Genomic DNA, 11,283 nt, shown 5'->3' on the forward strand with positions numbered 1-11,283 from the left:
GCACGGGCGGGCGGGTGACGGCCCTATTGTCCGCGGATATAGGCGACGGCATTGGTATCCTCATGCACTTTTCGCCAGCCCGGTAGGCCATCGATCAGCTTTGATGCAGGACTAGAGGGCTCCAGAACGGCCCATCGGATCTTGTATTTCTGGATCAGGGCGTGCAGGACCTTGGCATCGCCAGAATAGGCTGCCATATACCTTCGCACGAAATCGTCGCCGTAGAGGTCGGCGCGGCCGTCGATGAGCGGCGCAATGCCGGAGAATATGAGGTAGCCGCCGAAGTTGTAGCTGTTGAAGACCGGCCCGGCGGCACCTGCCGCCATGGCCGCGTTGACGGCCTCGCGGGGCAGTACCCGGCTCTGGTCGTGCTGGATGCCTTTGGCAAGGAAGGCGATGCTGCCCATGAACAAGGCCATGCACAACGCGGTAATGGTTCGAATACTCCGTGGTGACAGGCGTGGCTTGATTTCCGGACGGATGGCTGCGCGTAGCTGGGGGCCGACGCTGGGCATCAGCAACAGCGGGGCCAGCAACCCCGGCAGTTCGGCATAGCGCGCGAAGGCCAGGGCAAGGTGAACCAGCCCGAAGCACATCAGGATCCGGGTTGCAGGCAGGCGGAACCCGAAGTAGAGCGCGCCGAACAGCACAAAGCCAAGCCACAGCTCGATTGGCTGGATCAAGCGGAAATCCGGTGACTTCCATTCGCTGATGATGCTGAGCGAAAAACTCATGCCGGAAACGTGGAAGGGGAAGAGCAGGCCGTCCACGCCGTTCGGTGTCAGCAGGGCCGCCAGGACGGTCAGTGCCAGGAATGGTGCCCATGCCCGCGCGCTCCGGCGTGGATGTCCTTCAGTCAGGAAGGCCTCGACGGCCAGCGCGCCGGCCAGCCCGATACCGAGAAGGAAGCTGCCATGCAGGTTGGCCCAGGCCAGCATGACGACCGGCAGCCACAGGCTGGGTCGCTTGCCTTGCTCACGCGCCAGCACAAGGTGGGCGGCCCAGATCACCATCAGCGGCCAGGCCAGCGCATGGGGGCGGGCGAGCAGATGCTGGGCCAGCGTGAGGAAGGCCAGGAGTGTCACGGCGAACGCATGCAGTGGTTCGATATAGCGCAGCAGGAACCGCAACAGTACGGTCAGCGTGACGGCAGTCGCCAGCGCGGTGACCAGCACCGGCCCGGCCCAGCCGAGCCAGGCATGGGATGCGCCAAGGATGACTTCGGCCAGCCATTCATGCGGAACCCATTTTGCGCCGTGAAAAGAGAATGAGAACGGATCGGTCGCCGGCACTGCGTGGTTGGCAAGGATCCATTTGCCGGCGGCGATGTGCCAGAGGGTGTCGGCATCCACCAGCAAGCGGCCACCGATAAATGAGAGGATCGAGAACAGGCTGAGTCCGAAGAGGGCGAGCCAGAACCATTGCTTCGTGGCGAACTGCTGGAGCAGGCTTTCCCTGCTGGTCGTCTCCACCCAGGTCGTGATGATTTTCATGGCGTCTCGCGGTGGCTGTAATGGTTACCCATCCGGATCAGGCGGGAAGGGCGCGCGGCTGGCCCGGCGCCGCCGGGGGCGCAGTTGCCAGGCTGTCGCAATAACCGCGCCATCGCCGCAGGTGCGCTTGTTTTCCCGGGGAGAGGGCGCCGCCTGGGTGCGCGCGTTGCCGAGATGGCGACAACGTGCCCGTGCTCCCGTTTCCACGACGAATCGTGCTTAATTCTTTGAAGCTCGCGGCCGCATGCGAGGCAGCGCGCGCGTGCGGCCATCCCTGCTCCAAAAGTATGAGTCGGAGCGTGCGGCACACAGTGCATTTGGCGGAGACCGACGCGCAATGGCGCCGCTGTGCGTCCGCGCGGGATGAGTCGCCGGGAGTAAGCCGCCCGAACGCGAACGTTTCAGCGGGGAAACGCGCGCTGTCGCCGCGGACTGGCTGCGCCCCCGGTCAATGTCGGGAGAACCGGAATGGCACACGGGATTGCGGTCGAAGCGGGTCGCGATTCAGTTTGGAAACGCTCGCACGAGCCGGATTTCAGCGCCCCCGCGCAGGCCTTGGTTCTGCTTGTACATCGGTGGGCGCCTGACCAGAATGGAGCCAGTACATCGATGCATCGCCGCTGCATTGCCAAGAAGAAATCAGGCCGGCGCTGCCACAGAATATCAGGGGGATGGGGAGCGATGAGCCTGGACCATAGCCCGGCAGCAACGCCGGGGTCAGTGATGTCGCGGCATTGGCTGGACCTGGAGCGTCTCCGGGCCTACAGCGTTGCCGTGCTGATCATCTATGGTGCCTTGATCGTGGCATGGGCATTCAAAACGAGGGGCTTCACCACGGATTCGCTGGGTCGCCCTGGCGTGGATTTCTCGGCCTTCTGGAGTGCGTCGTATCTGGTCATGAAGGGTCAGGCTGCCAAGGTCTATGACTACGAGACGCTGCGGCACGTCATAGCGGCGTTCGGTGCAGTCCGGGGCGAGGGGAAGTTTTTCCTGCCATGGGTCTACCCGCCGACCTTCCTGCTGTTCGTGATGCCGCTGTCCTTGTTGCCGTTTGCAGCGAGCTATCTGCTTTTCATCGGCAGCACGGCAGTCGTGTACATCACCGCGGTACTCAGGATCCTGGCTTTTCCCGGTGTGCCGCGCCACGTGGTGTGGCTGCCCGTGCTGGCTTTTCCCGGAATCCATGAGGCCGCCTTGATCGGGCAGAACTCGTTACTGACGGCCGGCATGGCGGCATGGGCGCTGATCCAGTTGAGAACCCGGCCGGTGCTGGCGGGCGTGCTGATTGGCTTGCTGAGCGTGAAGCCGCAACTGGCGGCGTTGCTCCCCGTAGCATTGGTGGTGGACCGCGCATGGAAGGCATTCTTTACCGCTGCGGCAACCGCGGCTGCGATCGCTGCCTGCAGCATTGCCCTTTGGGGATGGGAAACCGTACCCGCGTTCCTGGAAAGCGGCACGCTCTTCAGGCAGATCGTACTTGAGCAGGGCGAGATTGGATGGCGCCATTGTCCGACCGTCTTCGCCATGATGCGCCGGGCCGGGGCGTCGGTGACGGTCGCGTACCTGGCCCATGGGCTGGGCGCGGTGTTTGCGATCTGGGTGCTGGTCAGAGCCTGGCGCGGCCGGAGTTCGACGGCACTGCGTATTGCCACGCTGGCCGCGTCCACCGTGATGGTAAGCCCCTACCTCTGGTACTACGAACTGACCTGGGTGGGACTGGCGATCGCAGGCCTGGCAGTCGAGGGTGTGAAGCACGGCTGGATGAAAGGGGAGCGGGAACTGCTGGTGGTGGCATGGCTGCTGCCGTTTGCCCTGAGCATGAATCAGGCGGGTCATCTGCCACCTGCCGGGCCGCTGGTGACGCTGTTGCTGCTGATGGCAATCCTGCGCAGGGCGCGGGCCGGGGAGCGGTTCGCACCAGGTAAATAACAAGGCGCATGACAGCGCAATCACGACGGTGTGTGTGCACAAGCCACCCCGTCTCGGGAGGGGATCATGTCGGGTCCATACGATGTCAAACTGCTTTCCCTCGTTGTGCCCTGCTACAACGAATCCGAAAGCATCAGCAAATTCTTCGCCAGCGTCATTCCAGTGCTCGAATCCATCGATGCGATCCGCTTCGAGATCGTGCTGGTAAACGACGGCAGCTCGGACGACACGCTGGACAAGCTCATTGCATATTCGCGCCGGGATGCACGGGTGCGAGTCGTGGACCTGACGCGGAATTTTGGCAAGGAAGCTGCCTTGACTGCGGGACTCGACGAAGCCCTTGGCGACGCGGTGATTCCCATGGACGCTGATTTGCAGGACCCGCCCTCACTGATCCCTGAGCTGGTCATGCGCTGGCGGGAAGGGGCAGAGGTGGTGCTTGCCCAGCGCAGCAGCCGCGTGTGCGACTCCTGGCTCAAGCGCGTGACCGCGGGCGCCTACTACCGCATCCATAACAAGCTGTCCGAGCAGAAGCTTCCCGTGAACGTCGGGGACTTCCGCCTGATGGACCGGGTCGTGATCAACGCGCTCAAGCAGATGCCGGAACGGCGGCGCTTCATGAAGGGACTGTTTGCCTGGGTGGGCTACCGGACCGTGATCGTGCCCTATGAGCGCGAGTCGCGCAGCGCCGGGCGTTCCAAGTTTTCGGGCTGGCGTCTGTGGAACCTCGCGCTTGAAGGCATTACCAGCTTCAGCACCATCCCGCTGCGCAGCTGGACATACATCGGAGTCCTGATTGCGCTTGGCGCGTTCTGCTACGGCACCTTCATCGTGGCACGTACCCTGATCCTCGGTATTGATGTCCCTGGCTATGCGTCGCTGCTTTCGGTACTGCTGTTCCTGGGAGGCATCCAGCTGATCGGGTTGGGCGTGGTCGGCGAGTACGTCGGCCGCATCTATGATGAAGCCAAGGGACGGCCGATCTATCTGGTGCGGCGCCGTTACCAGGAAACCGGCCAGGACAGGCTCATCGCCTCGGGAAGGCGTGTGATCCGGATCGACCGCGGGCATGTGAGCAGTGGCCGCTGATGCGTGCCCGGCCTGGCCGCGGGACGATGCCTAGTCCCGATAAGTCCAGGCCCGGTGCGCAAGGTAGCTGAAGGCCGGCACCGTCAGGACCACGCCGGCCAAACCAGCCCAATAGCTGGCCCCCAGATATTGCGCCGTCCAGGAAATGCCCATGGTCAGGCCCAGCCCAAGCAGCGATACGCCGGCAAAGCGGCCCAGGGTCCGGTTGCGCAGCCGCGACGAGAAGCTCCACAAGGTGTTGAGAAGATAGGAGCAGGCGGTCGCGCACACGAAGGCCACGCAGTTCGCCGCGACCGGTGAGGTCGCCAGGGTGGTGACCAGCGTCGCGGTGATGGCGACATGCACGCCCGTCGAGGCGGCGCCCGATACCAGGAAGCGCGTGACCCGGCGAAGTTCGGGCGTGGTGATGCTGGCGCTCACGATGCGCGCACGACAGCCATCAGGGAAATGCCGAACGGCAGCGATCCGCGTGCCAGCCAATGGCGTTCCGTGCTGAACAGGCGGTGCAATGCCTGGTTGACGGGTTGGGGCGGGAGACCCGCTCCCGTTGCCTTCCGGCTGCCGCTCAGCCGGTCGCTGATGCGGGCCGCCACCGCAAGCGGGAACAGCAGCGTGTTGAAATAGGACATCCGTTCCACGCGCATGCCGCACCGGGTGGCGAGTGCATGCAGCGACCGCTTGCCATAGCGGCGCTGGTGATGCAGGAAGACGTCGTGGGAACTCCATAGCCATTGATAGGCGGGCACGGTAATGAGTGCAGCGCCGCCGGCTTTCAGCATCCTTGCGGTGCAGTCCAGTGCCCCGGCATCGTCGGCGATGTGTTCCAGGCAATCAAGCAGGCAGACCAGGTCGAAGCTGTGTTCGGGGAATGGCATGTCGTCGGGGCACCTGCCACTGCGGATGTCGCAGGCTCCCAGGGTCTTCTCCCGCGCCAGCCGCAGGGCGGTGCCATCCATTTCCACGGCGCTGACGTTGCCGAACCGTGACAGCATCTCAAGGTTTCCGCCGGTGCCCGCGCCGATCTCCAGGATCGACGCGTCGCGCGGCAACGCCAGGCTGGAAAGGATCGTGCCGACGATTTCGCGCCGCCCCCGGAACCACCAGTGGCTGGCTTCGGTCTCGGCCATTTCAAGGTAGGCATCAGGTGACATCGGTCGCTTCCTCCGCGATGGATCGGCTAGCCCTGCACGCAGATCAACCCCAGGTCCCCCTTCTTCACCTGCAGCTTGTAATCCCGCATCAACCTGAACAGCGTCACCCGCGAAATCCCCAGCTCCGCCGCCACGTCAATCAGCCGTTCATGATGCCGCTGCAGCGCCTCGACGATCGCGGTCTGCTCGGCCGCTTCGCGGATGGCCGCGAGCGTGAGCGGGCGGTCGTCGGCGGGGGTGGCCAGCTCCAGGTCGTCGGGCTGGATCACGCCGTCTTCGCACATGGCGGCGGCGTGGCGGATGCGGTTGATCAGCTCGCGCACGTTGCCGGGCCAGTTGTGCTGCTGGATCGCGCGCAGCGCCATCGGCGAGAAGCCGCGGATGCGTGCCGGCGACTGCTTGCGCACGTTGTCCAGCACGTGTTCGGCGATCAGCAGGATGTCGCTGCCGCGTTCGCGCAGCGGTGGCTGGCGCACGCGCAGCACGCACAGCCGGTGGTAGAGGTCGCCGCGGAAGCGTTCGGCGGCGATCGCGGCTTCCAGGTCGACATGGGTGGCGGAGATGATGCGCACATCGACCTCCACCGATTCCGTGCCGCCCAGCCGCTCGATGCGGCCGGTTTCCAGGAAGCGCAGCAGGCTGGTCTGGCTTTCGATCGGCATGTCGCCGATTTCATCCAGGAACAGGGTGCCGCCCTGTGCCATCTCGATGCGGCCGGGCTTGCGCTTGGTCGCGCCGGTGAAGGCGCCGCGCTCATAGCCGAACAGCTCTGACATCAGCAGCGTGGGCGGGATCGCCGCGCAGTTGACCGCGACGAAGGGGCGCGAGGCCCGCTCCGAAGCGCGGTGGATGGCATGAGCGGCCAGTTCCTTGCCGGTGCCGGACTCGCCGGAGATCAGCACGGGTGTGTCCCAGCGCGACACCTTCTCGATACCGCGGAAGAGCGATTGCATGGCCGGGCAGCTGCCGATCATGCCGTCCGGGCGTGCGGTGCCGGGGCGGGCATGCTGCGCGCCCGGGCGCAGTTGCGCCATGCCGAGCGCGTGGCCGAGCGATTCCGCCAGGCGAGGGTGCTGGACCGGTGCGGTGTAATAGTCGACGAAGTACAGGCCCAGCAGCCGGCGCGCGGATTCGGTCAGGGACTCCTGGCCGGCGATGATGCCGATCCAGCCGATATGCGGCAGCGAGAGCCAGGGCTCGAACGATTCCAGGTCGGCATCGCTGAAGCCGCCTTGCAGGTCGAGCATCGCCGCAAGCGGCTGGTTGCCCGGGGGTAGCGCGTGGAGGTCTTGCAGGTTGGAGGCGAAGCTGATCTTCCAGCCACGCTGTGCGAGCATCCTGCAGAGCATGGCGTCGTGGTGCTGCGACAGGTACAGCAGCGGGCGGTTGGTGTACGCGCTCATAAATTTCCCCGGATCTTTTGCTTTTACAAAGCCGGTGGCCTGCTGTTGCGGGTCACTGGTTTCGTTGGCTCTAAGGCTTGCGCCTGCCGCAACATGTCAATGCCACGGCCTGGCGCTCTCCCAAAATTGCTGCCCGCGGCGCTGCGTTGCGCGGGCCGGTGGGCCCGTTTTCGCCGCCGCCGCGACCTCACCTCCCTGGCATCGGTCGCGGCGGCTGCCGCTTCGCATCGCCTGCATGGCAGGCTGTTGCTTCACCCCGTTTCTTGTCCGGATGCGCCGGCTCGGCCGATGCGTCCGCTTGTTGTCTGCGTGCCGCCCCGGTCAGCCGTGGCGTGCCGCATAGTCCAGGTACCACGGGCCGCTTTTCGTCCGCTTGCGGCCCGTGTTCCTGAACGACCTCCGCTAATCTTGTCGACGACCCCTGCACCTGGCCAGCCGATGCGGACCAGTTCCTGCCGCGTGGCCCACGCTTACAGCGCCAGTCCGAATCCCGCCCTGGGATGCGGGGTCGTCCTGAAACTGATCTTCGGCGAACGCGTGCCAGTGTGTTGCCGCTTCGGTTTCAGACGTCCCCCTGTTCCGGGCTTCTGTTCGCGCGGACATATGTGCGACGAACGTGCCAGATATGGCTAATCCTTTGATAACAAAAGGAAAAGGAAATTTTCGGCTGGCCTTGGGCAATTGCTGGCGATCAATAACGTTCCGCTTCTGATACATCTGGCGGGATTTCTATATTGCAGCGCAGCATTCGGCGAGCGGGTAATTAGGCGCATGGATCACAGTGCGTGGCAAGCGAGTGTCGACAAGCCTACTTTTCACCGGCAATGCCCATCCGAAGGAGGGAGAGCAAAATTTCAAACGGACAGGCGTCAGGGCTCGAATGCAGCACGCGAATGAAGCTGCCAGGTAGTTTCATTTCCGTTACAACGTTTTGAACTCTGTACCTCGGTAGCCACCCCGGCGTGCCGCGGTTGTCTTCAGCCTTTTGGCGCCGCGCACGCGGTTGCGGGCGCGGTTGGGTGGACGGAATCGACGCGTTGACAAGCGTTTGCACGATGCGGCGCCGGGCGGGCCCGGCCGTATCTCATCTCTTTGGATGGGGCGGGTAGATTTTTCACGGACGCTGGCACGGTGTGCGATCTGGTTGCATTGGTGAAACTCGGACCGCTCTGGCAACGCCGCGGCACCGCGTACGGCAGGCCATCGCAGGGCTTGCGGCACCCGCCAAGCCCTTGATTTCACTGGTCTAGACGAAAATGATTCGTATTGCCAACATCTGCGCCTCAAACAATTTCATGCATGAAACCGCTTGGCGGGCGTGCTGCCGTCGGCGCCAGGGTGGACGTGGCCGGCTTCCTGCCGGACCTGTTCCTCCAGCCAGGCATGGAACTGCTGGATGGCCTTCTCGCGCGGATTGCCTTCGCGCCAGGTGACCCAGTAATGGAGGCTGGACGGGATGCGGGTGGGCCCGATCTGCACCAGTTCGCCGCTGGCCAGGTAATCGTGCGCCAGCTGGGCGCGCGCAGTGGCTACGCCGAGCCCGGCGACGGCCGATTGCAGCATCAGGCCGGCATCCTGGAAGATCGGGCCGCGTTCGGGCTCGTCGCCTGGCAGGCCGGCGGCTTCGAGCCAGTCGCGCCACGGGCGCAACGCAAAGCGCAGCATCGGCATGCGCGGCACGTCGGCCAGCGTGAAGCCGGGGTAGCGCGCCAGCAGCGCCGGGCTGGCCACCGCGATCACATGGTCCTCGATCAGGTTGTGGCATTCAAAGCCGGGCAGGTCGATGCGCTGGTGCCAGATGCCGACATCGACGCTGTACGGGTCGGGCGGCGTGATCTCCGCATGCAGCCGCAGGTGCAGGTCCAGCGACGGCACCTGGGCGTGCAGGCTGGGCAGGCGCCGGATCAGCCAGGCATTGGCCAGGTCGGCCATCACGCTGACCTGCAGCCGTGTTACCGGCGGCGCGGCGCTGTTGCCGGCCTCGCGCAGCGCGCTTTCGATACTGTCGAGCGCGCCGCGCACCTGTTCCGCCAGCCGCGCGCCCACGCTGGTGGGGGTCATCTGGCTGCCGGTGCGCTGGAACAGCTTGGTGCCCAGGCTGGTCTCGAGCGCGCGGATATGGTGGCTGATGGCGCTGTGCGTCAGGGCCAGTTCCTCGGCCGCGCGCGAGAAGCTGCGGTGGCGCGTGGCGGCCTCGAGCGCACGCAGCGCTTGCAGCGGCGGCAGGTGGACGGGGCGTTGGGCGGGTTTGGCGGGGGATTTGGCCATGGCCGTCAAATTCTACTCACAATTGCCGCGGGTATCTTTCGTTGGCTTTGGTTTGCCGGAGGAACGACAATTCGGGCCATCATGACGACTACGACTTCAAACTTGTCTTCCGCGCCCTCGCAAGCGCGATTTGCCCCTGGTGCTGCTGCCGGCGCCCGCTGGCGCGTGCTGGCGGTATTCTCGCTGGGCTTCCTGGTGTCCTATCTGTTCCGCGGCGTCAACCTGGGCTTTGCGCCGAACCTGACGCGCGAGCTCGGGCTCAATGCCGGCGACCTGGGCCTGCTCACCAGCTTCTACTTCCTCGGCTTCGCCTGCGCCCAGTTGCCTGCGGGAATCCTGCTGGACCGCTACGGCCCGCGCCGCACCGAGGCCGTGATGCTGCTGGTGGCGGTGGCCGGTTCGATGGTGTTCGCGCTGGCGCCCGGCATGGGCGGGCTGGCCGCCGGCCGGCTGCTGATCGGGGTAGGCGTGTCGGTGTGCCTGGGCGCCACCATCCAGGCGCTGTCGATGTGGTTCCCGCTGTCGCGCATGCCCTTGCTCAACGGTGTGGTGATGGCCATCGGCGGCCTGGGCGCGGTGCTGGTCGGCGCGCCGCTGTCGTGGCTGCTGTCATTGACTGACTGGCGCACGGTCAGCATGGGGCTGACCTGCATATCGCTGGCGATGGCGGTGCTGCTGTGGTTCGGCGTGCCGGACAAGCCGCGCGCCGGCAAGGAAAGCCTGCGCGAACAACTGCGCGGCACGCGCCAGATCCTGGTCAGCGAACGTTTCTGGCGCGTGGTGCCGCTGACACTGCTCAACCAGGGCGTGTTCATGGCGGTGCAGACGCTATGGGTGGGTGCGTTCCTGCGCGACGTGCCCGGCTTCGATCCAGCCAGCAGCGCACAACTGGTCTCGGTGATCGGCTTCGCGATGATGGCCGGCTGCGTCGGCGCGGGCTGGGCCGCGCGCCACCTGGAGCGTATCGGCGTAAGCCTGTATGCCTTTGCCGGCACTGGCATGACCGCCTTTATCATGGTCCAGCTGCTGCTGATGGCGCAGGTCCCGCTGCCGCCGGTGCTGCTGTGGGTGGCTTATGGCGTGTTCGGCTCCAGCGGCATCCTGACCTATGCGGTGCTGGCGCGCAGCTTCCCGGATGCGCTGATCGGAAGGGCTACCACGGCGCTGACGCTGACCGTGTTCCTGTCGACCTTTGCCTGCCAGGTGGGTATCGGCTTCGTACTGGACCTGTGGCCCGCTATTGGTGGCCATTACCCGAAGGAGGCGCACCTGACGGCGTGGGCCGTGCTGGTGGCGCTGCAGGCGCTGGCGGCGGTGTGGTACGCGATGGGCGGGCGGCGCGCCCGCCGCGAGGCGGCTGCCGCCCGCTGAGCCGGTCGGCTAGAGAAAGACCGGACGGTCGTCCAGCTCGTTCGGGTTGTGCCCGCCGTCGGAGGGGAAGTGCGTGGCCAGCAGTGCATGGATGCGCGCCACCGTGGCCAGCACCGGCCGTACCGACAGGTCCTGCCTGAGTCCCAGCACCAGTTCGTCGCACAGCTCGCGCCAGGTGGCGGGCCCCACGCTGGCGTCGATGCCGCGGTCGGCGAGCAGCTCGACCGCATGGTCGGCCAGGTTGATATAGAGCAGCACGCCGGTATGGTCCGCGGTGTTCCAGACCTCGAGCGCGCCAAACAGGAAGCGGGCGCGCTCGCGCGGCGTGACGCCGGACCAGGCATCGCCCACCGGCAGGCTGGCTTCGATCACCACGCGGATCTCGCCGCGGTGGCTGGCTTCGCCGGCATGCACGGCTGCATGCAGCTGCTGCTGGGCTTCGGCTGGAAAGTGCTTGCGGGCTGCGCTGGCCGTGGTGGCGATATGGTGCAGGGCACGTCGGAGATTCGGCATTGTCTTCGTTCCTTGTGCTGTCACCAGTTGCCCGAGGCGCCGCCGCCGTCGAAGCCGCCGCCGCCC

At 65.5% G+C, this 11,283-nt stretch carries 9 protein-coding genes; 3 read left to right on the plus strand and 6 right to left on the minus strand.

From position 1 onward, the window contains the following. Positions 1 to 23: 23 nt before the first annotated feature. Positions 24 to 1,493, minus strand: coding sequence for a hypothetical protein (locus AC3WQZ_RS34565; protein ID WP_492302074.1), 1,470 nt, complete (start codon positions 1,491 to 1,493; stop codon positions 24 to 26). Between the two features lie 681 nt (positions 1,494 to 2,174). On the opposite strand from AC3WQZ_RS34565, the gene AC3WQZ_RS34570 reads away from it, so the two are divergent. Continuing rightward, complete coding sequence (locus tag AC3WQZ_RS34570; RefSeq protein WP_052181605.1) at positions 2,175 to 3,422, plus strand: glycosyltransferase family 87 protein; 1,248 nt, start codon at positions 2,175 to 2,177, stop codon at positions 3,420 to 3,422. A gap of 66 nt (positions 3,423 to 3,488) precedes the next feature. Beyond that, a complete protein-coding gene (locus tag AC3WQZ_RS34575; protein WP_011614665.1) occupies positions 3,489 to 4,511 on the plus strand; it encodes a glycosyltransferase family 2 protein in 1,023 nt (340 codons plus the stop codon). A gap of 30 nt (positions 4,512 to 4,541) precedes the next feature. Here AC3WQZ_RS34575 and AC3WQZ_RS34580 read toward each other — a convergent pair whose 3' ends face one another. The 4 genes from AC3WQZ_RS34580 to AC3WQZ_RS34595 form a co-directional block, all read right to left on the minus strand. After that, complete coding sequence (locus AC3WQZ_RS34580; RefSeq protein ID WP_010813026.1) at positions 4,542 to 4,931, minus strand: GtrA family protein; 390 nt, start codon at positions 4,929 to 4,931, stop codon at positions 4,542 to 4,544. Then, positions 4,928 to 5,662 carry a class I SAM-dependent methyltransferase gene (locus AC3WQZ_RS34585; protein WP_010813025.1) on the minus strand — a complete coding sequence of 245 codons (735 nt, stop codon included), beginning with the start codon at positions 5,660 to 5,662 and terminating at the stop codon, positions 4,928 to 4,930. The genes AC3WQZ_RS34580 and AC3WQZ_RS34585 overlap by 4 nt, the downstream gene beginning before the upstream one ends. Positions 5,663 to 5,688: 26 nt before the next feature. Next, positions 5,689 to 7,065, minus strand: a complete 1,377-nt coding sequence (locus tag AC3WQZ_RS34590) for a sigma-54 dependent transcriptional regulator (protein ID WP_010813024.1) — start codon at positions 7,063 to 7,065, stop codon at positions 5,689 to 5,691. A gap of 1,293 nt (positions 7,066 to 8,358) precedes the next feature. Continuing rightward, positions 8,359 to 9,333, minus strand: coding sequence for a LysR substrate-binding domain-containing protein (locus AC3WQZ_RS34595; protein ID WP_010813023.1), 975 nt, complete (start codon positions 9,331 to 9,333; stop codon positions 8,359 to 8,361). Between the two features lie 81 nt (positions 9,334 to 9,414). On the opposite strand from AC3WQZ_RS34595, the gene AC3WQZ_RS34600 reads away from it, so the two are divergent. Beyond that, positions 9,415 to 10,704 (plus strand): MFS transporter, encoded by a 1,290-nt coding sequence (locus AC3WQZ_RS34600; RefSeq protein WP_492294945.1) that lies wholly within the window; start codon positions 9,415 to 9,417, stop codon positions 10,702 to 10,704. Between the two features lie 9 nt (positions 10,705 to 10,713). Here the strand turns inward: AC3WQZ_RS34600 and AC3WQZ_RS34605 are convergent, their stop codons facing one another. Then, positions 10,714 to 11,217 (minus strand): TPM domain-containing protein, encoded by a 504-nt coding sequence (locus AC3WQZ_RS34605; RefSeq protein ID WP_439668619.1) that lies wholly within the window; start codon positions 11,215 to 11,217, stop codon positions 10,714 to 10,716. Between the last annotated feature and the right edge of the window lie 66 nt (positions 11,218 to 11,283).

Source organism: Cupriavidus sp. FW305-26, assembly GCF_058787975.1.